This is a genomic window from Embleya scabrispora DSM 41855, assembly GCF_000372745.1.
Lineage (GTDB): Bacteria > Actinomycetota > Actinomycetes > Streptomycetales > Streptomycetaceae > Embleya > Embleya scabrispora.
Map to the genome: position 1 here is coordinate 20755 of NZ_KB889694.1, position 22918 is coordinate 43672.

Genomic DNA, 22918 nt, shown 5'->3' on the forward strand with positions numbered 1-22918 from the left:
CCCCGCCGGACAGCACGGTAGTCCAACCACGCGGCTCGCGGGCGGCGCCCCCGAAGGCGCGGCCCGGTTCGGTGAGAGCCGGTTCCTGCCCGGGGAAGGCGAGCGTCATCGCGGTGCGCACCCGTTCGAGAAATAGGACGGGACCTGGGCCACCTCGGCGCCGGCCGCGCAGTGGCCGAAGCCCCGCAGCGCGGCGGGCGCGGGTTGCCGCGCGGTAGGCGTCGGTGACCAGGGTCGCCCACACCGTCCGCACCCACCTGCTCCGCATCCTGAGTCTCCGCACCGAGCCGCAACCGACGCGATCTCCCGAACCGCACGCCCGCCTCGAATTCGCGCCGAACTCCCCCGCCATCGTGCGCCGTTGCCGGTTATGAATTGATCATGATTTTGCGTTGGATATCTTTTGGAATTAATTCGAATCTGATATGATGACACACAAGAATTCTATTTCTCGCTAATATCGTCGATGCCGAGCGCTTTCGATCGCGGACCGTTGCGACCGCACGCGAACCGCCGGCATTCACCTCCCGACGAGATCTGCGAGGAATTTCTTCGTGTGCCATGAATTCGACGCCGTCCCACCCGCCCACGGGCCTGCGGGGGCCGCGCCGGCCGTAGCCGGTCCACTGACGCTGACCTCGGCCGACGGCTCCGACTTCGGTGCCTTCCTGGCCGTCCCGGAACACCCGTCGGGGGTCGGGGTCGTGGTGCTTCCCGACAACCGGGGCCTGTCCGGCTTCTATGCGACATTGTGCGGACGACTCGCCGAACAGGGCCATACCGCACTCGCCCCGGACTATTTCGGCCGTACCGCAGGCGCCGAATATCGCGACCGCGCCGAGGCTTTCTCAGCGCCCGAGCAGCTCATGCCGCATCTGACCCGGCTGACCCCGGCCGGACTCGACGCGGACATCACCGCGGCGGCGGATCGACTTCGCACCGAGGGCGCGCGGGCGATCGTCACGCTCGGGTTCTGCTTCGGCGGACGCCAGGCGTTCCGGACCGCCGCGCCGCGATTCGGCACCGCCGGGGCAATCGGCTTCTACGGTTTTCCCGGCACCCTCGAAGGCGCCCCCGGACCGACCCGGCTCGCCCCCGAACTCACCGCTCCGGTGCTCGCGTTGTGGGGCGGCGCGGACCCGTACATTCCGGCCGAGGCGGTCGCCGAGTTCGACGCGGCGCTGACCGAAGCCGGCTGCCCGCACGAGTTCGTCACCTACCCGGACGCGACGCACGGCTTCTTCGAACTCGGCGCCGGCGAGTCGCGGTTCGCGGCGACCTGCGCCGACGCCTGGCATCGGGTGCTGAACTTCCTGGCGGCACACGCGAAGCGGCCCGCCGACTGAGTCCACGGCACGTCCCGGGCGCGTTCGGCGATTCGGCAAACATCAACTGTTGACGTTTTGGTCCAGACCAATTATCTTCCAATAGGCATTTTGGTCCAGACCAATCTGCCCGGCGACTGCTTCCTGGTCGCGGTCGATGTCCCCATTCGCCGACCGCGATCACCCCGGTGAGGCGCGCGCGTGCACGGTTCCGTACCGCCCTGTTCCACGTACACAGGGAGAGAGCCATGTCCCCTCACAAGCGCATATTCCGCAACAGATTTCGGAGCCGGGCGCTCGCCCTGCTCGCCGTCCTCGTCCTGCCCCTGGCCGTGCTCACCGGCCTGAACGCCGGTGTCGCACAGGCCGCCGGAAAGCTCACCGCGACGTTCTCCATCCAGGACAACGGCTCGTGGTGGAAGGGCACCTACGTCGTCCACAACGGCGGCACCGCCGCCGTGACCGGCTGGCAACTGGAGTTCGACCTGCCGCCCGGCGTCACCGTGACCGGCAACTACTACGGCGACGCCACGGTGACCGGCAGCCACGTCTCGGTCAAGAACGCCTACTACAACGGGACCGTCGCGGCGGGCGGCAGCACCGACCCGTTCAGCTACTGGTTCGTCGGCAACGGCCCGGCCGGTCCGCCCACGCACTGCACCGTCAACGGCGACAAGTGCGACGGCTCGCCCGACATCCCACCCTCCGCGCCCGGCGCACCGCACGCCACCACCGTCACCGCGCACTCGATCGCGATCGGCTGGACCGCCGCGACCGGCGGCGACTACCCGGTGGCGGGCTACGAGGTGCTCTCCGGCGGCGCCACGGTCGCGACCGTGCCGACCGCCTCGGCCACCCTCACCGGCCTCACCCCGGCCACCGCGTACACCTACGCGGTCCGGGCCAAGGACACCCGAGGCAATCTCGGCCCGCTCGGCCCGCCCGCCACGGTGACCACCGTGGACCCGGCGAGCGATCCGACCCCGCCGACCGCGCCCGGCAACCTGCGGTCCACCGGCAAGACTTCCTCCACCGTCGCGCTGGCGTGGAACGCGTCGACCGACAACGTCGGCGTGGCCGCGTACGACGTCTATCGCGACGGCACCCTGGCCAAGACCGTTCCCGCGGGCACCACCACGGCAACGATCGAGGCCCTGTCCCCCGTCACCAAGTACACGTTCACCGTCAAGGCCCGGGACGCGGCGGACAACTCCTCCCCCGCCTCCAACGCGCTCGACGTCACCACCGACGACATCGCGGGCACCGGCAAGAACCTGCGGGTCGGCTACTTCGTGCAGTGGGGCATCTACGGCCGGCAGTACTTCGTCAAGAACCTGGACACCTCCGGGTCGGCGGCCAAGCTCGACGTGATCAACTACGCGTTCGAGAACATCGATCCGGTCAACCTGACCTGCATGGCCGGCGTCACCAAGGGCACCACCGCCAACCCGCAGGACCCCGACCAGGGTACCGGCGCGGGCGACGCGGACGCCGACTACGCCCGCCCGATGTCGGCCGCGCAGTCGGTGAACGGGGTGGCCGACGACGGCTGGGCCAAGCTGCGCGGCAACTTCAATCAGCTCAAGCAACTCAAGGCGAAATACCCGCACTTGAAGGTGGTGGTCTCGCTCGGCGGCTGGACCTACTCCAAGTTCTTCTCGGACGCGGCGGCCACCGAGGCATCGCGGCAGAAGCTGGTCAAGTCCTGCATCGACATCTGGATCAAGGGCGACCTGCCGGCCTACAACGGCGCGGGCGGCCCGGGCACCGGCGCCGGCATCTTCGACGGCATCGACGTGGACTGGGAGTGGCCCGGTTCGCCCGACGGCCACGCCGGCAACCACCACAACGTCAACGACAAGCAGAACCTGACCCTGCTGCTCGCCGAGTTCCGCAAGCAGCTCGACGCGACTCCCGGGCCGCGCAAGCTGCTCACCGCGTTCACCCCGGCCGACCCGGTCAAGGTGAACCAGGGCTGGGACACCTCGAAGATCTTCGACTACCTGGACGTGGCCAACATCCAGGGCTACGACTTCCACGGCGCGGGCAGCGACAACTCGTGGGAGCCCAACCGCACCGGTGATCAGGCCAACCTGTACACCGACGCCCAGGACCCGTATCCGACCCACTTCAGCATCGACGACGCGGTGAAGATCTACACCGATGCCGGCGTCAATCCGCGCAAGCTCACCATCGGATTCCCGTTCTACGGCCGAGGCTGGCAGGCGGTCGCCGACGGCGGCGCACACGGCGAATGGCAGGCGGCGGGCGGGGCCGCACCCGGTCAGTTCGCCGAGGAGGCGGGCACCAGGGGATATTCGAACCTGCTGGCCGGTGTGCCCAATCTGACCGTCCACCACGACGAACAATCCGTCTCGACCTACGGCTACACCGGAGCCGGCGGCCAGTGGTGGACGTTCGACGACGCCTGGTCGATCGCCCGGAAGACGGCCTACCTCAAGTCCAAGAACCTACTCGGCGCGATGATCTGGGAGATGTCCGGCGACACCTCGAACGGGACCCTGATCACCGCACTCGACAACGGGCTCAAATAGCCCGGCGGTCTCCACGCCCCGCACCGGGAGGCCACCCGGCCGCACATCGCACACCTCACATCGCACGCCCCGTACCGCCTCCCGGTCGACACCGGGCGGCGGTACGGCCGTCTTCGGCGGACGCGGTCCCCGGCCCCCACCGGGTCGGGCTCCGGCGTTCATCGCCAGCCGCGGCCGGCACCGACCTCGACCGCGGCGCGTGCGACCCGCCCCCTCACGCGTCCGGCACGCGGCCCAGGCCACCGATCATGGTCAGGCCCGCGTACGCCGAGTCGTCCGTCACCGGCGCGTCCGGGCGCCAGCGCGGCAGGAAGACCACGCCCGGGTCGACGAGTTCGGTGCCCTCGAAGAAGCTCTCGACGGTCTCCCGGCTGCGGAACCGGCCGCTGCCCAGAGTGGACAGGAACAGCCGCTCCAACTCGCGTCCCTCGGGCGTGGCATCGCTGAAGTGCGTGATGAACACGAAGCTCCCGGGAGCCAACGCCGTGCGGTAGGCCCGGACCAGTCCCGCCGGGTCGTCCTCGTCCGCGAGATGGTGCAGCACCGCGACCAGGAGCAGGCCCACCGGCCGCTTCAAGTCCAGGAGTTCGACGACCTCCGGTCGGGAGAGCACGCCGCGGGCGTCGCGCACGTCGGCGGTCACCACGCGGGTACGGTCGTTCTCGGCCAACAGCGCGCGCCCGTGCGCGAGCACGATCGGATCGTTGTCGACGTAGACGACCCGCGCTTCGGGGTTGTGTTCCTGGGCCACCTCGTGGGTGTTGCGCACGGTCGGCAGCCCCGAACCCAGGTCGAGGAACTGGTCGATGCCGCACTCGGCCATGTACCGCACGCCGCGCTCCAGGATCGCCCGGTTCAGCCCCGCGCCGACCCGGGCGTTGGGCATCGCGGCCATCGCCTTGTCGGCGATCGCCCGATCCACCGCGAAGTGGTCCTTGCCGCCCAGGACCGCGTCGTAGACCCGCGCGACACTGGGCACACCCACATCGACGCCGGGGGTCTCCGGCCAGTCGTCGGCCTCGTCGTTCGACGGCACCCGCCACTCGTCCGACACGTTTCCCCCCGACCGGATCCGACGCAACGTCACCCCCACGGGACGGCCCGCGCAGAGGAGATTATCCGCCGCACACGCAGCCGGCCACGCCCCGCCGACTCCGTACCGCGACTGTTACAACACGAGCTGCGCTCCGAACCCCACCCGCGTCCTTGGTGTCGGGCGGGCGCTGCCTTGATGGTCGCCGCCGAACGTTCTTCGGGGACGTGGCGGTTGGCCATGTGGTACGGGGTGCTCGGGCGTGCTCGGGCACGCAGACTGCCGAAGGGCCCGCGATCACCCTCGTTTCAGTGGGACAGCCCCAACTCACCTGCACGCAGCCCCGCCTGGAAGCGGGAGTCGGCCTCGAGGTCGGCCATCAGCTGCGAGTCGATTGCCGAACGGTTCGCGGTCCTGGCCGAGCTCCGCTCGGAGGGACTGATCCGGAACCTGGGTGTCAGCAACGTCGACGCCGCCCAACTGGCTGAGGCCCGGGGGATCGCGCCCGTCACGGCGGTGCAGAACCGGCACACCGGCGACACGGGGTTGCTGCCCGAGTGCGAGGAGGCGGGCATCGCGTATGTGCCGTACTTTCCGCTCGGCGGCGGCGTCGGCAGCGGCCCGTTCGACGCCGAACGGCTCGGCAGGGTCGCGGCACGCCTGGGCGCGACCACCGCGCAGGTCGCGATCGCCTCGCTGTTGGCGAAGTCGCCGTCGGCGCTGGCCATTCCGGGCACCGGCTCGCTGGATCATCTGGAGGAGAACCTCGCGGCGAGCGATCTCCGCCTCCGGGAGTCGGCCTGGCTGCCCTGCCCATTGCCGCCGCCCGCCCGATCCACGACCCCCGCTTCCGCACCAAGGCCGCGGGCCTCCACCGTGCGCTGCCGGCTCGCGCGGGACGCGGGCGCGGCGACCGCCCCCGTGAGCGGTCGCCGCGCACCCGCGCACCCGCGCCTCCCGCGCAAGGCCACCCGGGTGCGCCCCGAGCCTCAGCCGGGCAGGCCGTCGCGGCGGTTGCGGGCGAGCACGGACAGCAGTTCGTATCCGACGTGCGCGGCGGCGATGCCGGTCAGCTCCGCGTGGTCGTAGGCGGGCGCGACCTCGACGATGTCCGCGCCGACGACGTCCAGGCCGACCAAACCGCGCAGCGTGTTGAGCAGTTCCCGGCTGGTCAGACCGCCCGCTTCCGGCGTGCCGGTGCCGGGCGCGTGCGCCGGGTCGAGCACATCGATGTCCACCGAGACGTACACCGGCCCCGTGCCGAGCCGGCGGCGCATGCGCTCCACCACCGAGGCGACCGTGGCGTCCTGGTAGTCGTCGCTGTGCACGACCTGGAAGCCCAGCACGCCGTCCTCGCGCAGGTCGTCGGGGCCGTACAGCGGCCCCCGGATGCCCACGTGCAGACAGCGGGTCGGGTCCAGCAGGCCCTCCTCCGACGCCCGGCGGAAGGGCGTGCCGTGGGTGTACGGCTCGCCGAAGTAGGTGTCCCACGTGTCCAGATGCGCGTCGAAGTGCACCACCGCGACCGGACCGTGCTCGGCGGCCACCGCGCGCAGCAGCGGCAGCGCGATGGTGTGGTCGCCGCCGATGGTCAGCAACCGGGTGCCGCGCGCCGAGAACGCGCGGGCCGCCTGCTCCAGATCGGCGATCGCGGCACCGATGTCGAACGGGTTGACCGCGATGTCGCCCGCATCGGCGACCTGCTGCTCGGCGAACGGCGACACGTCCAGGGCCGGGTTGTAGGGCCGCAGCAGCTTCGAGGAGGCACGCACGTGCGCGGGGCCGAACCGGGCGCCGGGTCGGTAGCTCACGCCGCTGTCGAACGGAACACCGACCACCGCGACGTCCACGTGCTCGACCTCGTCGGCACGCGGCAGGCGCGCGAAGGTGGTGGGTCCCGCGAAGCGCGGTACACGTGTGGCGTCGATGGGGCCCTGGGGAGCGCCGGTCATCGCTCGGTCCTTTCGGTGGTGGGGCGATCATTGGCAACGGTCGGGTCGGTAAGGGAAGCGGCCAGGATCGACCCGTACAACTCCGGTCTGCGGTCGGCGAACACGTCGTTGTGTGCGCCGATTCGCTTGTCTCGGGCCTCGGCGAGCCGGCAGCGGGCCGGCAGCAGGTGTTCGGCGTCCTCGGCGGGTGGTCCGGCGAGCGGGAAGCCGTCCGGGTCGACGATGATCGAGCCGCCGACCCATGTGGTGCCGCGTTCGGGTCCGGCGCGGTCGCACGCGGCGATGAACACCCGGTTCACCGCGGCGTTCGCCTGCACCCGGATGTCCTCCGCGGGCCGCTCGCCGGCGGGCCTGGGCGCGAACGGCCGGTTCACCGGCGCGCACAGCAGCTCCGCGTCGCGCAGCGTCGCGGAGCGCACCCACTCGGGGAACTCCACGTCGTAGCAGACCAACACCGCGATTCGACCCGCGGTAGTGTCCACCACGGGCGGCAACTCCCGTCCGGGGACGAACAATTCCGCCTCGCGACCCCACAGGTGCGCCTTGCGGTAGCAGACCCGCACCCCGCTCGGGTCGACCAGCACCGCCGAGTTGCGAATCGCCCCGTCGGCATCGCGCTCGGCGAAGCCGCCGACCACGATCAGGTCGTATCGACGGGCCGCCTCGACCCAGCCCGTCACGGTCGGCCCGTCCACCGGCTCGGCGAGCGCCGCCGCCTCGGCCGCGTCGCGCATCACGTAGCCGCTGTTGACCAGTTCGGGCAGCACCAGCACGTCGGCACCGGCCTCGGCGGCGCGTTCGATCGCGGCCAGCGCGGCCCGGCGATTGCCCGCCACGTCGCCGACGGACAGCGCGAGCTGCGCGCAGGCCACCACGGTCTCGGTCATGTCACATCCCCAACGGCGCGTCCGCGCCTTCGAGTTCGGCCGCACTCGCGCGTTCCGCCGCCCGCTCGGCGGTCAGGTCCAGGTCGCGGCACAACCACGCGTACAGCGCCCCGCCGACCAGCAGGCCGACCACGAAGGACAGGTCCGCGCCGTCGAGCGCGTCGGCCACCGGGCCGGTGAAGAAGCTGGTCTTGAAGAACGGAATCATCGCCGCGAAGCCGACCACATACGCGGTCAGGCCGCGCCAGGACCAGCGGCCGTAGATACCGCGCGGGTCGAAGATCGCGGTCACCGCGTAGTGGCCCCGGCGAACCAGGTAGAAGTCCACCAGGTTGACCGCGGTCCACGGAATCAGGAAGGACAGCATCATGAGCACGAAGTCGTTGAAGCTGCCCAGGTAGTCGTCCGGGAGCACGATCGCGACCACGAAGCACCACGGCGAGCGCGGACCAGCCCAGGCCCAGGCCCAGGGCGGGGCCGATGAAGCCGGTGACCATCGTGGTGAGCACGAAGTTGCCGGTGAACCGGAAGGGGCCCTGGTGCCACACCTTGCCGTGCCGCTCCCGGGCCGGTACGTAGTCGATCGAGCGGGTCTCGATGGCCACGCCGCCAGCGCGCCCGGCGGCGTCGGGGCGGAGGCCGGCGGTGACCGGACCGGTCGCCGAAGGCGCGACGGCGGAGCGGGCGGCGAGGCCGCCGGTGGCGGGGGCCGCGCGCGGTGGCCTGGTGGCGTCCATGGGCCCTCCTGCGGTCCTGCGCGGTCGACGCGTCGGGGACGACGGTCGGTGGACGACGCGTGGTCGGTGGGATGACGCTTGAAGGTACGCCCGGTTAACCACCGTAAACGATCGATATCGTGTCGAATCTGATCCGGATGGGTGGACACTATGTCCATGCCCTCGTCGTCCGTGCCCTCGTCGACCACTCCACCCACCGTGCCCACCGTGCCCACCGGTCGATCCACGATGCCCGATTTCTCCGGAGTGTTGCGGATCTCCGATCTGGTCGCCCTGCCCGACCTGCACCTGGCGGTCGCCTCCGGGGCCGAGCACCTGGATCGGCGGGTCGAGGCCGCGCACGTGTCCGAGTTGCTCACCCCGGGCCACTGGCTCCAGGGCGGCGAGCTGCTCATGACGATCGGCCTGCTCCTGCCGATGACCGATGCGGACTGCACCGCGTACGTGCGCGACGTCGCGGGCGCGGGCGCCTGTGCCCTCGCGCTGGGCCTGGGCCGGGACCTGCCGCACCAGCGGGCGCCGCGACCGCTGGTGCGGGCCGCCCGGGCGGCCGGTCTGCCGCTGCTCACCGTTCCCGACGAGGTGCCCTTCATCGCGGTCACCAAGGCCGTGTTCGAGGCCCTGGCCGCCCGGCAGCGGTTGGCCCTGGAGCACGCGTTCGAGGCGCAGCGCCGATTGACCAGCGCCGCCGCCTCCGGCAACGGTGTGCTGGCCACGCTGCGCGCGTGGCGGGCGGCGACCGGGGTGGACGCGATCGTCGCCGACCCGGTGGGCCGATTGGTCGCGGACAGTCTGGCCAGGCCGCCCGACGCACCGGGGGCGGACGGCTCGGCGGACGCGGTGGCGCTGCTGGCGGCGAGTACCGACCTGATCCACCGGGTGGCCGCGCGGGGCCTGCACGGCAGCGGGAGCAGCAGCGGCGCCAAGGGAGTGCGGGTGGAGGTGCAGCCGCTGGGTGCCCGGCGGCTGCGTGGGTTGCTGGTGCTGGCCGGTCCGGTCGAGTCGGCGGCCCGGCTGCTGGTGTCCGGCCTGGTGTCGCTGTTGTCCCTGGAGCTGGAGCGTCGGCACCTGGCCGACGAGCCGGTTCGGCGCCGGCGAGCCGCGCTGTTGGGCCGGCTGCTCGCCTCGGGCACCACCGCCGAGCAGGCGCGGGACGTGCTGGCCGCCGCGGGGCTGGCGGCCGAGGAGGTGCGCGGCGTGGTGGTGGGCCCGGACGCCGATCCGGCGCGGGCGGACCCGACGGCCGCGGACACCGCGCGGGCCGACGCCGCCGAGCTCGCCGCCGACCTGGCACTCGCCCTGCCCGGTGGTCTGGTCCGGGTGGTCGGCGGTGCGGTGGAGGCGGTGTTGGGCGCGGAGCTGGACGTACGGGCCGTGCTGGGCCGGTTCGCGCCCGGTCGGCCCGCGGGCATCGGCCCGGCCGGTGTGCCCGAGGCGGCCGGGTCCTCGATCCGCCAGGCGCGCGGCCTGCTCGCGGTGAGCCGGGCCGCCGGACAACCGGTGGAGGCCCGGCACGGCACCGCGAGCCGACTCTTGCTCGGTCTGGCCGACGCCCGCACGCTGGCCGGCTACGCGGACGCGGTGCTGGGGCCGATCGACGCGGCCGACCCGAGCGGCGAATTGGTCGCGACGCTGGCCACGTGGTTGGAGACCGGCGGGTCCTGGGACGAGACGAGTCGCCGCCTGGACGTGCATCGGCACACCGTGCGCAATCGGGTGGACAAGGCGATGCGATTGGCGGGCCGGCGCCCCGAGGACGGCGACGATCGCTTCGACCTGTGGCTGGCGGCCCGCATCCGCCGCGACAGTCCCGGTTGATCGTGCGCCGTCCCCCGGCGCCGGCCCACCGCTATTCGACTACTGTCCGACGACCTTTCGCACCCGGGGCGCAGCCGACGGCGCGGTCGGCGCGGACTCGGCGGACGACGTGGATGCGGTCGAGGCGTCGGCGCCGCCACGCGCCAGGAGTCGTTCCAGCGCGAAGCTGCCCGATCCGAACACCACGATCAGCAGCAACGACCAGCAGAACATTGCGGATGCCTCACCACCGTTTCGGAGCGGCCACAGATCCAGTTTCTGGTGTTCGGTGAAGTAGGCGTAGGCCATCGATCCGGACGAGACGAACGCGGCGAACCGAGTGCCCAGGCCGAGCAACACCAGCCCCCCGCCCACGAGTTGAATGACGGCCGCGTACCAGCCGGGCCAGGTGCCGGCGGACAGGGTGCCCCGCCCGCCGTCCGGGAAGCCGAACAACGAGGCGGTGCCGTGGCAGGTGAAGAGCAGCCCGACGACGATACGGAACAGGCCCAGTACATGGGGCTTGGCAGATTCGATGACGGCGTGCGGAACGGGTGACATCGGACGGCTCCTGGGGGACGGAGTGCGGGAGATTGGTCCAGACCAGTTTCGGTAGGCCGTCCGTGTGCGGACAATGCCGCGCTCGGCAACCGGCACAAAGTGGCAAGGAGTGCGAGTGGACACCATCGGGCGAACCGAGCACCCTTCACCGATCGCGGTGCCGGCCAACAAAGTGAGAGTTGCAACAGGGGCGCAACGACACCCAAGTTTCGTTTGACGTCCGGTGGATTCGCGGGGACAGTGTGTGTGCGCACCGATGCGAACAGTTGCCCTACCCGCGATCGGGCGTTTCCTGGTCGACCCCGCACCCCCTTGCGAGGAGTGATCCGCTCATGGGCGTTTTTGCGTCGAAGGCTCGCGGCCGAACGATCCCGACAGGGTCGGCGCGCTGTCCGAGGACGCCGTTGCGGGGCGCGAACACCGGTGCTTCGGCCGGGAGTTCACCTCGGATGAGCCGACTCCCGCACCCGAGCTAGCCGATGCGCTCCGCTGCCGATCACTCATGACGCGCGTGCGGACGCCCGCCGATCGAGGCTCCGGGCCGGTTCGTATCGGCCGCCGGCGCAGGGCGATCGGGCCGTTTCCGAAACGGAAGCGGAAGTGCCGCTACCGGCCGCTCCGGTCGCCTGCGGAGCACCCGACCCGGGCGCTGCCGGCGCCGACCCCGGGTGCGACCGGCGCGGGAGGCCGCCGGCCACCGGTCCCGCGCCCACCCCGCGCCCGGTCGACCGCGTCCGCCCCCGGCAGGCCGCCCCTCGGGCCCACCGCCGTCGCATGTCCCCTCCCATCGACCATCGTTCAGGGATCCCAGCCCGTGTTGCGATTACTCCGCCGTCCTCCTCACGTCGCCGACGCGGCCCGATCCGGTCACCGCGATCTGCACATCCCCGCTCGCGCCGCCCGGCCCGCGAGTACCGCTGCGCGCAGGCAACCCCCGGCGGGACCACGCCAGTTCGCGTCCGCCCGGCTCCGCCGACCCGGTCCCGGGAGCGAACGCGGATGAAGATACGTCCGTCCCGCTCCCGAGGCGCAGACGCCACCGACACCGACCCCGCGGGCGCAGGCCCTGCGGACACAGGCACAGGCCCTGCGGGCACAGGCCCCACGAGTACAGGACCGACGAGTGCGGGACCCGCGGGTGCGGGCCCGCCGAACACAGGCCCCGCCGGCGCGGGCTCCGCCGGCGTACCCTCCGCGCCGCGTCCCCCGTTGCGGGCCCGGCTCGCCGCCCGGATCCGCCCGCGAGTGCGCGGCCTGATCACCCTCATGGTCGTCGTGCCCTCCGCGGGCATGGTCTTCTTCGCCGGATCCGCGATCCTGACGATGGTCGAACAGGCCCAGGCCGCCGACCACGCGCACGATCTGGTCGGCGTCTCGGCCGACGCCGGCGAGGTGGGGCGCCGGCTCCAGGCGGAGAGCGCCGCCGCGGTGACCCTGCTCTCCCGTGGCCCCGGCCCGATCACCAGCGCCGACTACCGCACCGCCATCGACGCGAGCGAGGCCGCGGTACGCCGCTACCAGGACCGCCGCCGCGACCTGGAGCCCGTCTCCACCGCCGAACGCGACGCGCTGGCCGCCGTGGACACCGCGCTGCGCGGCCTGCCGGGCCTGCGCACCCAGGTCGACCAGCGGGGTGTGGCCACCTCGGCGGCGGCCGTGCGCTACTGGGCCTGGATCGGCACCACCGTCGACCTGCGCGCCCGGGTCGCGCTTGATCCGGGAGTGTCCACCGGCACCGCCGGCCGCCTGCGCGCGATCACCGCGCTGGCCCAGGCGCGCGCCGCGCTGGGCCAGCAACAGGTCACCGTGCTGCGCTCGTTGGGCGCCGGTCCGCTGGGCGGCCCGGTGCTCAAGGCGGCCTCCACCGCCCGCGCCGCGCACGATCAGGCCCTGGAAGCCTTCGCGGTGACCGCGCCCGGTACCTGGCGGGACCGGCTCGCCCGGGCACTGGCCGGCCCCGAGATGATCCGGGTCGCCCAGACCGAGGACGCGCTCGGCCGCGACACGCTCGAAGCCGACGTCTGGCGCGCCGCCTTGGCCGAGCGCGCCGACCGGCTGTGGTCGGTGGAGCAACGGGCCGACGCCGACGTCGCCCGCGAGGTGGCCGACGTGACCGGCGACCGGTGGTGGCTGGCCGGCGTCCAGGGCGCGGTGCTCATCGGTGCGGTGCTGGCCGCCGCCGCGGCCGCGGCCTGGCTCGGTCGACTGCTGCACCGCCGCCTGCAGACCCTGGCCGAGCGGGTCACCGTGATGACCCAGAAGACGCTGCCCGCCGTGGAGGCCGACCTGCGCCGCCGCGACGCGTTGGCCCCGCACGAGAGCGGCCGGGCGTACGCGGTCAAGATGCTCGGCCCGCAGGCGGACCGTGAGCGTGGTGCCGACGAGATCGCCGATTTGGCCCGCGCGCTGACCCAACTCGCCTACAGCACCGTCGAACACAGCGCGTCGCTGGTGCTGGCCCAGCGCGAGTACAACGACGCGCTCGGCGACGTCGCCCGGCGGATCCGGGTGCAGACCAGCCGGGTCAGCAGCGCCCTGGACCGACTCCAGGCCTCCAACCTGACGGTGGATCAATTGGGCACCGTCTTCGAGGTGGACCACGGAAACGAGGGCACCAAGCGACTCGCCGACTCGATCGCGGTGCTCAGCGGGCAGCCGCCGACCCGGTTGTGGCCCGACACCCCGCTGTACGAGGTGGTCCGCGCCGGCGCTCAGCGGGTGACCAACTACGAGCGACTGCCCGACATCGCGTTCAAGGGCATTCCCACCTCGGTCACGCTCGCCGGCGACACGGTCGGCGCGGTGACCCAGATCCTCGGCGAGATCGTCGACAACGCGGCCCGCTTCTCCGGCCGGCACGAGGTGGAGATCACCGCCGAACGCACCGAGGCGGGCGTCCTGGTGCGGGTGCGGGACCAGGGTGTGGGCCATCGCGACCCGGAACTGCTCAACCGCCGGCTGCGCGCCGACGTGGACGCGCTGCCCTCGCTGCGCCAGACCGGCCTGACCGTGGTCGCGCTCCAGGCCCGTCCGCTGGCCATCGAGGTGGAGCTGCAACCGGGCACGGACGGCGGGACGGTCGCCGAGATCGTACTGCCGCACACGATCATCGCCTCCGTGGGCCGGCACCGGCGCCGGGTGGAGCACGTCGCCCGCCCGCTCGCCGCACCGTCCGGCCCCGCACGGCCGATCGCCCTCGGGTCCGGCCTCAACGGCGCCGCCGCGAACGGCGTCACCCCCAACGGCGTCGGCGTCAACGGCAACGGCTCGTACGCCGCCGACGGGGATCCGAGCGCCACCGGCCCGATCATCGGCGGGCCGCTGCCCGCCGACTATGCCCCCGAGTTGACCGCGCAGGGCCTTCCGCGCCGCGAACGCCGGACGGCGCAGGCGACCCCCTTCCGTCGTACCGCCCCACCCACCCGTGACATCGCGCAGGCCAGCGCCGCCGCCGCCTCGTTCGGGCGCGGCGCCCGCGACCTGCCCTTCACCCGGACCCCCAAGGAATCCCCATGACCGAGCCCGCCGTCGACCAGAGCGTGCTCGACGACTTCATGCGCCAGTTCGTGCACGACCACGCCCCCGACGTCCTGCACGCGGTCGCCGCCAGCGGCGACTCGCTGCTGGTCGCCCAGGCCGCGCTGCCCGGTCGCATCCGCGCCGACGAGGCCGGGCAGGCGGCGTGGGTCGCGAACGCCGAGAAGATCGCGTCGAGCGCGCCCGGGGCCCTGCTGATGCAGGACTACAGCGCCGACCTGATGGGCCTGGGGCCGGTCAGCGTGCTGATGTCGCAGGCCGAGCACGGTCTGCTGCTCACCATGGGCAACACCAGCCCGGGCCCGGACGGGCAGGTGCACCCCTCGGCGCTGATCGTGGCGACCACCTGGAACGCCGACGTCGGCAACCTGATCCGGGCGATGCACGCGCTGATGGAACGCGTCGGCCCGTCCCTGACGCCGCTCGCGCGTGGTCGTGGTCTTCAGCCGCAGCCCGCCCGCATGCCGGCCCCCAGCCGGGTCTTCTGACCCCACACACCCGGCTGTCCGGTCCCGGACGACCCGGCCATCCGCCCCGGTCGTCCGGAGTATCCGCGCGCCCGGCCCACCGGCCGTCCCGGCGCATCCGCCACGCCCGGCTCCCGCGCGCCCGAGACCGCGTTCCGCGTCCTCGGGCGACCCAGCCGGCAGTCCCATCCGGAGTCGTACCCCGTATCGCCGAACCTGCCGAGAGAGAGACGGACATGCGCAGCAGCACACGTAGACGGATCCGAAGCACCCGCACCCCCCTGGCCCTCGCCACCGGTTTACTCCTGGTGTTGTCGGCGTGCTCGGGCAGTGCGGCCGGCAACGACAAGGGCAAGGGATCCGACGCCGTCGCCAAAATCGGCCTGCTCACCCCCGCTTCCGGCCCGTACGCCGCGGTGGGCGAGGACACCCGTGCGGGCCTGGAGCTGTACCGCGACACACACGGCGGCAAGCTCGGCGGGCTCAAGGCGGACATCGTGGCGCGCGACGAGGGCGCGGGGCCGCCGACCGCCGTCCCGGCCGCGACCGAACTGGTCAAGCAGCAGAACGTGTTGGCCATCACCGGCATCGTCAGCGGCGGCAGCGTTGCCGGGGTGCTGCCGATCGCGGCCGCCAACAACACGGCGCTGATGGGCGTGGCCGGCCGCCCCGAGTTCCCCGATCCCAAACTCACCGCGCACGTCTGGTCGTTCAACACCCAGTCCTACGAAGCCGGCGCCGCGGCCGGCCCCTGGGTCAAGGAACACGTCAACGGCCCGGTCTATGCGATCGGCCCGGACTACCAGGGCGGTTGGGACCAACTCAAGGGCTTCACCGAGTCGTTCACCAAGGCCGGCGGCACCCTGGCCAACCCGGATGGGAAGACCACCTTCACCCCGTTCCCGGGCACCCAGAACTTCCTGCCCTTCCTGAACAAGATCGCACAGAGCGGCGCCAAGGCCGTCTACGCGTTCTACGCGGGTACCGCTGCGGTCGACTTCGTCAAGCAGTACAAGACCTCCGAGGCCGCCAAGCTCCCGCTGTACGGCAGCGGGCCGCTGACCGAGGGGCGTCAACTCGACGCACAGGCCGACGCGGCGGCGGGCATCACCACGTTCGCCACCTACGGCGCGGATCTGGACAACCCGGCGAACCGGGCCTTCGTGGCCGCCTGGCAACAGCGCCACCCGGACCGCAGCCCGACCATCTACGCGGTCGCCGCGTGGGACATCGCCCGCTCGCTGGACACCGCCATCGCCGCGGTCCGCGCCGAGAAGAAGACGCTCACGCCCGAGGCGGTGAACGCCGCGTTGGGCAACGTCGGGCAAATCGACAGTCCGCGCGGGGTCATGCAGCTGAACCCGGCCACCCACTCACCGGTGCAGCAGTGGTACCGCTTCGAAGTGCGCAACGACGGGCCCAAGCGGGCCAATGTGGCGGTCGAGCAACTCGCCGTCCTCGGCGGCTGATCCGTCCGTCCCCGAACGTATCGTCCATCCACGCGAGGAGTCGCTCTTGTACGCGTTCGCCGAAGCCGACGACATCACCTTCCAGTTGGAAACCCTGCAGGACCTGCTCGATCCCAGTACCCGCATGGTGCTGGACTCGCTCGACGACCCGACCGGCCAGGAGTGGCTGGAGATCGGTCACGGCCTGGGCAGCATCGCCCGCGAGTTGTCCCGCCGGATCGGCCCGACCGGCGTCGTGCACGCCACCGACCTCGACGCGCGTCCGGTCACCGCGCCCACCGACGGCGCGCCGATCCGCACCTTCCCGCTGGACCTGCGCACCGACGAACTGCCGCGCCGGCCCTATCGGGGCATCCACGGGCGCCTGGTCCTGCTGCACATACCCGAGCGGCGGGCCATCCTGCCACGCCTGGTCGACGTGCTGGAGCCCGGCGGCGTGCTGGTGATCGAGGACTGGTACTGCCCCGAGCCGCCGCGCGTGCTGGCCTGCGCCGACCCCGCCGACGAGAAGGTCTTCACCGAGGTCGTGGCGGGCATCCTCGCCGTCCTGCGCAGCCGGGGCGCAGACCTGGAATGGGCGGCGGAGACGAAGGATGCGTTCGTCGAGGCGGGCCTGATCGACGTGCGGGTGACCCGCACCGACGCGGACTGCGCCGGCCCCGGCCTCGCCCACCGCCTGTACGCGTGCAACGCCCGCCAGCTCCGGGCGCAACTGCTCGCGCTGGGCGTGGACCAGGACCTGTTGGACCGCTTCCAAAAGGTCGCCGCCCAACCGGGTCTGGTCACCACCGGCTGGCGACTGATCTCCACGATCGGCACCAAGCCCGACCCGCGCTGACACCACACCCGCCCCCGGCCACCTCGAACCCGGGGCGGCCGGGGACCTCGCCCGTCGGCGACGGCGGCAAACCCCGCGGGCGCGGCGGCGGTGTGCCACCCCGGATCCGTGGCCGTCGCTCGCAGCGGTGTCGCCGCCCGTGCATGACGGCTCCCGGGCGGCCGCCGCACGCGCTGCCTACAGCTCGCGGACCGGCTCGCCGGCCAGGAACGCGTTGATGTCCTCGACCGCGTCGGTGTAGGCGAGGGTGTAGTTGCCCTGGGTCGCGTAGCCGATGTGCGGGGTGAGAATGGTGTTCGGAGCGGTCAGGATCGGGTCGTCGGCGGGGATCGGCTCCACCGGGTACACGTCGAGCGCGGCGCCGGCGATGCGACTCTCGCGCAGTGCGGCGAGCAGTGCGTCCCGATCCACGATCGCCGCCCGCGAGGTGTTGACCAGGTAAGCGCCGGGGCGCATCAGGGCCAGTTCGGGCGCGCCGACCAGGGACTTGGTCCGCTCGCTGTAGCGCACGTGCACGGAGACGAAGTCGGCCTGGCGAAACAGCTCTTCCTTGTCGACCGCCGTCACGCCGACCGCCGCGGCCCGCTCGGTGCTGAGGTTTTGGCTCCAGGCCAGCACGCGCATCCCGAACGCGGCGCCGATCGTGGCCACCCGGGCACCCAGCTTGCCGAGACCGATCAGGCCCAGGGTGGACCCGGCGAGGTCCAGGCCGACGCCGCGCTGCCAGCCGCCGGCGCGCAGGCTCGCCTCCTCCGCGCCGGTACGCCGGGCCAGTGCGAGGATCAGCGCCCAGGTCAACTCGGCCGCCGGATGCGGCAGCAGGCGGGTGCCGCACACGGTGACACCGCGGGCTCGGGCCGCCTCGATGTCGATCGCGGCGTTGTTCATGCCGGTGGTGATCAGCAGCCGCAGCCCGGGCAGTCGGGCGAGCAGGTCGGCGGGGAAGGGGGTGCGTTCGCGCATCGCGATCACCGCGTCGAACGGCGCCAGTCGCTCGACCAGTGCCTCGGTGTCACTCACGTGGTCGGGGAAGAACGCGACCTCGCTGTCCTGCGGCAGCTTCCGCCAGCAGTCGAGCGCGGCGCCCGGCCCCTGGTAGTCGTCGATGACCGCGACCCGAAACACGTGTGATCCCCCGCATCCGGCGATCGCCGGAGTGCGGATCACCCGGTCCAACCGTCCCGCCCGACCCTATCGGGCGGGTCAGCCGAGCGCGGTCAGACCCTTTTGCAGGTCGTCGAGGTTCATCACCGGTTCGACGGTGACCTTGGCGCCCAGTTGGAAGAACGGCTCCGCGATGCTCGGCAACTCGGGATCCGCGTACCGGTCGCGCGGTCGGGTATGCCAGAGGTATGAGTGCGCGACATCGCGCTCCGGCCGAGCGCCCTCCCGGCAGCGAGGCGGCCCATCCGCGTAGCGACCTCCCCGCGCGTCGGGCCATGTCCAGGATCGCGCTGCCGTTCTTCGTGGTGGGCTGCGCGCTGTGCGCGCTGGCGGCCACCGCGGATGTCACGCACGAGGTGCGCGTCCTGTGGATCGTCGCCGCGATCGCGTGTGCTGTGACGGCCGTGGTCGCCTGGATCGACCTCGTGGTCATCGCCCGCCGGATGCGCGCCGAGCGCACCGGGCCCTCACGGACCCGGTGAGCGGCGGCGCGATCCCGGTGAACGGCTGCGGTCAACGGGCCAGTCGCACCGGCTGCGCGGATTCCGCGGGGCGGGTGGGCTCGGTGTGCGCGGTCTCCTCGGTGTGGCCGACCCGCCAGTAGCCCATGAAGGCGATCGAGCGGTGGTCCATGCCGCGCTCGTCCTTGAGGTGCCGGCGCAGCGCACGCACCCGACCGGCCTCGCCGGCCAGCCAGGCGTAGCCGTGGTCGACCGGCAGGTGGGCTGCCCGGATCGCGTCCAGCAGCCGATTCTCCGCGACCGGCGCGCCGTCGCGATGCACCCAGTCGACCCGCACGCCGGGCGGCGCCGCCAGGTGCTGGCGGTCCGCCGCGGAGCCAACCTCGACGAAGACGTGCCCGCGTGCGTCACCGGGCAGCGACTCGACGATGGACCCGATCGCGGGCAGCGCCGCGTGATCGCCGGCGAGCAGCAGCCGGCGGCCGGCGGGCGGCTCGAAGCTGTAGCCGCCGTTGCGCTCGGCGGTCGGCCCGAGCAGTTCGATCGCGTCGCCGGTGCGGGCCGAGCGGGCCCAGCGACAGGCGGGTCCGCCCGGCGCGTGCAGCGCGAAGTCGATGTCGATCTCGACCGGATCCGACCGGTGCGCGCGCACGGTGTAGGTGCGCTGGTACGGCCGGTCGGCCTCGGGGATCCGGGTCCATGCCTCGCGCCAGGTCAGGTCGTCCCGGGTGATCCGGGACGCGGGTCGGCCCTCGCGCGGGACGAAGAGCTTGACCCGTTGATCGGGGCCACCCGGGACGAAGTCCACCAGCCGCGGGCCGGTCAGGGTGATCCGTGTGGCGTTGCGGGTGATCGGCGTGTTGCGGACCACGGTGAGCTGGAAGGGCCGGTAGAGCTGCGCCCGGCGTTCACGTTCGGTGGAGATTGGAACTCGCCCTCTCGGACACGGTCGACCACGGACGACCCGAGACGATGTCGGGGTTGGGTTGGCCCAACCTCGGGTTAGGTTAACCTAACCCCACGCCCGCGGTGCGCGGCGGCGCCACGCCGAGACCGACCCCTGGTCCCCAACGGCCCTGGGGCCGGCCGGATTTGGCCGGCAACTATGCCTACCCTAAGTTGTTCCGAGTCCGGGCCGAGGATCCGGATCGACGCTCCGGGTCGATGGTCCGGTTCGCCGTGCCCGGGTCGACGTGTCCGAGAGGGACCGATCACGCATGCGGCTGTACCTGCTCGCGCTCAACCCCACCGACTCGGTGACCGAGGGATTCCTCCCCGCCGCCGGTCGCCTCGGACTCGAGGTCACCCTGCTCGCCGACCCGGCCCACGCGGGTGCCCACCGCGAACTGTGCGCCGCGCTCCCCCGGGTCGAGGTGCTGGAGTGCGACGTACGCGACTTCCGCGCGGTGCTCGATCGCATCCTTACCGCACACCGACCGGACGCGGTGTTCACCAACAGCGACCACCTCCAGGTCCAGGCCGCCCTCGCGGCCCACTACTTCGGCCTGCCCGCCAAGGACTGGACGGCCGCGCTTCGGGCCAAGAACAAGGCACAGACGCGCCGCCGGCTCGCCGACACCGGCGCGGACACCGTGTGGGCCGCCGAACTGGCGCCCGAGCGGCAGGCGACGGACCTGATCGCTCTCGCGCCGCCGTATCCGTGCGTGCTCAAACCGCGCGAGGGCGTCGCGGGCGAGGACGTGGTGCTGGTCGCGAACGACGCGGAACTCCTCACGCGCTGCGCCGAGATACGCTCTCGCCGGCCGGCGGCGGCGCTGCTGGTCGAGGAATTCCTGTCCGGCGAGTTGTACACCCTGGAGACCCTCGGCGACCGAAACGGCGTCCGGGTCCTGGGCGGATTCCACACCCGGTTGTCGCCGCCGCCGTACTTCATCGAGACGCGGCTGGACCTGGTGACCGACCCGCCGCCCGCGATCACCGCCGGGGTGCTCGCCCAACTCGACGCGCTGGGTGTCGGATTCGGGGCGTGCCACACGGAGTTCGTGGTCCAGGACGGGCGGCCCCGGATCATCGAGGTCAACTACCGCGCGATCGGCGACCAGTGCGATCTGCTGCTGGAGGACGTACTCGGCCTCCCGCTGTTCGAGTACATCCTGCGCGTGCATCTCGGCATCGACCTGCCCGCCGACCTGGGCACCCGCCCGGGGCGACACGCCCGGGTCGACTACCCGTGCGCCGACCGCGCCGGCGTGCTCGGCACAGCCCCCGGCCGCGAGGACAGGCTCCTCGACGGCGGCGTGCGGATCGACTACCGGCCGCTGCGCACGGTCGGCGAACGGCACGAACTGCACCACTCCAACCGGGACTACCTCGGGGTGCTGCGCACCTTCGGGGGCGATCGAGCCGCCGTGCACCGTGCGGCCGAGGAATTCCTGACCGACCGGCAGTGGAGCATCACGCCGTGACCCCGCGCGCCGGTGACCCGCCCATATCCCGGGCCCGCAGCATCCCGACGCCCACGGCGGCGCACCGCTTCGAGGGCGAACTGCTGTGCCGAGTCCTGGACACCGTGCTGCGCGAGGACGTGCTGGGCCTGCGGAACACGGCCGTGCCGCTGTCCCGACCGGACGGCACGTGGCTGCGGCTGACCGTGCGAGGCGGCACCGACACGTGGCTGCTGCCGGTCCGGGCCGACGGGTTCCAATGCGAATACGCGGCCCGGGCGCCGCTCCTGGTGGGCGAGCACGACGGCGCCCGGGTCACCGACACCGACCACCTGCTCGCGATACTGCGCGATGCGGCCGACGCACAGGACCGGTCCGGCTTCGACGACTTCGCCGAGGAATGCCGGCAGGCGGCCCGGGCCGGCAGGCTGCTCGCGCGCACCGGCTCGGCCGTGCACGCCCGACTCGCGGAGCGACACGGCCCGGACCCGAGCACGTGGACCGGCCCGGGTGCGGGGCCGGCCCTGGACACCTTGGCCGCGCACGTCGACCATCCGCTCTACCCGACCGCACGCGCCCGCTCCGGTCTGGCCGCGGCGGCGCTGCGCCGATACGCGCCCGAGCACCATCCGAGCTTCCGGCTGCGCTGGGCGCTGCTGCCGCACGACGCGACGACGCGCACCGGGACGCTGCCCGAGTGGTGGCCGACCGCGGCGGAACTCGGCCGACCGGACCTGACCTCCGACCATCTGGCCCTGCCCGTGCACCCGTTGACGATCGACCGGCTCCCGGCCCCGGCGGTGCGGACCGATCGGGAGTACCTGAACGTGCGCCCGACGTTGTCGATGCGTACCGTCGCGGTGGCGCACGATCCCGCCGTACATCTCAAGCTCCCGCTGCCCATCGCCACCCTCGGCCTGCGCAACCGGCGCACCATCAAGCCCGGCACCCTCGTCGACGGCGCCGCCGGGCAGCGCCTCCTGGCCGAGGTGTTGCACCGCGAACCACGTTTTCGGGACCGGGTGCTGCTTGCCGACGAGCAGAGCCACCTGCACGCGGGGCACGAGCTGCTGGCCGCCCTGGTGCGCCGCCACCCGCCCGGTCTGGAGGATGTCCTGGTGCTGCCGCTCGCCGCGCTGCTCGCGAAGGGGCCGGACGCGGTCCTGGTGCTGGACCGGGTCGCGGGCCGCTTCTACGGCGGCGACCGCTTCGCGCTGCTGGACGCCTATCTCACGCTGCTGCTGGACTGGCAGACCACCCTGTACCGGTATGGCATCGCGCTCGAATCACACCCGCAGAACGTCTCCCTGGTACTGGCCGAGGGCCGCCCGGCCGGCCTGTTGTTCAAGGACAACGACGGCCCTCGGGTGTATCCGGCCCGCTGTCCGCTGCCGCACGACGGGTTCGACGACCCGCGCACGTACACCACGCACGAGGGCCCGCTCGCCGACGTGTTCGTCACGATCACCGTGCATCTGTGCGCCGGCGCCATCGCCTTCGCACTGCCGGCGCCGGAACGCGACCGGCTGCTCCGGCTGGTGTACCAGCGGCTCGACGAGCTCGCGGAGCCGGAGCTGCGCCGCCGAGTACTGATCGAGGACCGATTGCCGGTCAAGGCGATGATCACCGCCGGCACCCTGCTCAGCAAGCAGCGCTCGGGCGCGGCCGACATCAACAAGCACTACACGACCGGGCCGAACTACCTGCGATGGGCGGCGAGTCGGAAATAG

The 22918-nt window shown here is 72.3% G+C and carries 17 protein-coding genes and 1 pseudogene; 11 read left to right on the plus strand and 7 right to left on the minus strand.

The window, feature by feature from the left end; translation table 11 throughout:
* Positions 1-554 precede the first annotated feature (554 nt).
* A complete protein-coding gene (locus A3IC_RS0136400) occupies positions 555-1346 on the plus strand; it encodes a dienelactone hydrolase family protein (protein WP_020555012.1) in 792 nt (263 codons plus the stop codon).
* Positions 1347-1573: 227 nt separating this feature from the next.
* Positions 1574-3880, plus strand: a complete 2307-nt coding sequence (locus A3IC_RS0136405; RefSeq protein ID WP_020555013.1) for a glycosyl hydrolase family 18 protein — start codon at positions 1574-1576, stop codon at positions 3878-3880.
* Between the two features lie 214 nt (positions 3881-4094).
* Here A3IC_RS0136405 and A3IC_RS0136410 read toward each other — a convergent pair whose 3' ends face one another.
* Complete coding sequence (locus tag A3IC_RS0136410) at positions 4095-4916, minus strand: SAM-dependent methyltransferase (protein WP_169400956.1); 822 nt, start codon at positions 4914-4916, stop codon at positions 4095-4097.
* A 384-nt stretch (positions 4917-5300) separates the two neighbouring features.
* Here A3IC_RS0136410 and A3IC_RS65655 point away from each other — a divergent pair.
* Positions 5301-5708 (plus strand): annotated as a pseudogene (locus A3IC_RS65655) (aldo/keto reductase); the annotation flags it as partial.
* Positions 5709-5902: 194 nt separating this feature from the next.
* Here A3IC_RS65655 and speB read toward each other — a convergent pair.
* The 3 genes from speB to A3IC_RS65660 are packed head-to-tail and all read right to left on the minus strand — an operon-like array spanning position 5903 to position 8179.
* A complete protein-coding gene (gene speB / locus A3IC_RS0136420) occupies positions 5903-6865 on the minus strand; it encodes an agmatinase (RefSeq protein WP_020555016.1) in 963 nt (320 codons plus the stop codon).
* Complete coding sequence (locus A3IC_RS0136425) at positions 6862-7752, minus strand: nitrilase-related carbon-nitrogen hydrolase (protein ID WP_020555017.1); 891 nt, start codon at positions 7750-7752, stop codon at positions 6862-6864. The genes speB and A3IC_RS0136425 overlap by 4 nt, the downstream gene beginning before the upstream one ends.
* A gap of 1 nt (position 7753) precedes the next feature.
* Positions 7754-8179, minus strand: a complete 426-nt coding sequence (locus A3IC_RS65660) for a cytosine permease (protein ID WP_020555018.1) — start codon at positions 8177-8179, stop codon at positions 7754-7756.
* 466 nt (positions 8180-8645) lie between these two features.
* On the opposite strand from A3IC_RS65660, the gene A3IC_RS0136435 reads away from it, so the two are divergent.
* A complete protein-coding gene (locus tag A3IC_RS0136435) occupies positions 8646-10307 on the plus strand; it encodes a PucR family transcriptional regulator (protein ID WP_245599768.1) in 1662 nt (553 codons plus the stop codon).
* A gap of 39 nt (positions 10308-10346) precedes the next feature.
* Here the strand turns inward: A3IC_RS0136435 and A3IC_RS58540 are convergent, their stop codons facing one another.
* Positions 10347-10847, minus strand: coding sequence for a DoxX family protein (locus A3IC_RS58540; RefSeq protein WP_020555020.1), 501 nt, complete (start codon positions 10845-10847; stop codon positions 10347-10349).
* Between the two features lie 1209 nt (positions 10848-12056).
* On the opposite strand from A3IC_RS58540, the gene A3IC_RS0136445 reads away from it, so the two are divergent.
* The 4 genes from A3IC_RS0136445 (at position 12057) to A3IC_RS58545 (ending at position 17158) form a co-directional block, all read left to right on the plus strand.
* Positions 12057-14363, plus strand: coding sequence for a nitrate- and nitrite sensing domain-containing protein (locus A3IC_RS0136445; RefSeq protein ID WP_158696225.1), 2307 nt, complete (start codon positions 12057-12059; stop codon positions 14361-14363).
* Positions 14360-14872 carry a roadblock/LC7 domain-containing protein gene (locus tag A3IC_RS0136450; protein ID WP_020555022.1) on the plus strand — a complete coding sequence of 171 codons (513 nt, stop codon included), beginning with the start codon at positions 14360-14362 and terminating at the stop codon, positions 14870-14872. The genes A3IC_RS0136445 and A3IC_RS0136450 overlap by 4 nt, the downstream gene beginning before the upstream one ends.
* Positions 14873-15087: 215 nt before the next feature.
* Positions 15088-16320 (plus strand): ABC transporter substrate-binding protein, encoded by a 1233-nt coding sequence (locus A3IC_RS0136455; RefSeq protein WP_026219148.1) that lies wholly within the window; start codon positions 15088-15090, stop codon positions 16318-16320.
* 46 nt (positions 16321-16366) lie between these two features.
* Entirely contained in the window at positions 16367-17158 is a 792-nt protein-coding gene (locus A3IC_RS58545; protein WP_158696226.1) for a class I SAM-dependent methyltransferase, read from the plus strand.
* Positions 17159-17335: 177 nt separating this feature from the next.
* Here the strand turns inward: A3IC_RS58545 and A3IC_RS0136465 are convergent, their stop codons facing one another.
* Positions 17336-18283 (minus strand): D-2-hydroxyacid dehydrogenase family protein, encoded by a 948-nt coding sequence (locus tag A3IC_RS0136465; RefSeq protein WP_026219149.1) that lies wholly within the window; start codon positions 18281-18283, stop codon positions 17336-17338.
* A 227-nt stretch (positions 18284-18510) separates the two neighbouring features.
* Between A3IC_RS0136465 and A3IC_RS0136475 the strand changes: the two genes are divergently transcribed.
* Positions 18511-18804 (plus strand): hypothetical protein, encoded by a 294-nt coding sequence (locus tag A3IC_RS0136475; RefSeq protein ID WP_158696227.1) that lies wholly within the window; start codon positions 18511-18513, stop codon positions 18802-18804.
* A 31-nt stretch (positions 18805-18835) separates the two neighbouring features.
* Here the strand turns inward: A3IC_RS0136475 and A3IC_RS58550 are convergent, their stop codons facing one another.
* A complete protein-coding gene (locus A3IC_RS58550; RefSeq protein WP_020555028.1) occupies positions 18836-19654 on the minus strand; it encodes a siderophore-interacting protein in 819 nt (272 codons plus the stop codon).
* A 346-nt stretch (positions 19655-20000) separates the two neighbouring features.
* Here A3IC_RS58550 and A3IC_RS0136485 point away from each other — a divergent pair, with 346 nt between their 5' ends.
* Both A3IC_RS0136485 and A3IC_RS0136490 read left to right on the plus strand, forming a co-directional pair.
* Positions 20001-21209, plus strand: coding sequence for an ATP-grasp domain-containing protein (locus A3IC_RS0136485; RefSeq protein WP_020555029.1), 1209 nt, complete (start codon positions 20001-20003; stop codon positions 21207-21209).
* On the plus strand, positions 21206-22918 hold the full coding sequence (locus A3IC_RS0136490; RefSeq protein WP_425387379.1) for an IucA/IucC family protein: 1713 nt from the start codon (positions 21206-21208) through the stop codon (positions 22916-22918). Before A3IC_RS0136485 ends, A3IC_RS0136490 begins: the two co-directional genes overlap by 4 nt.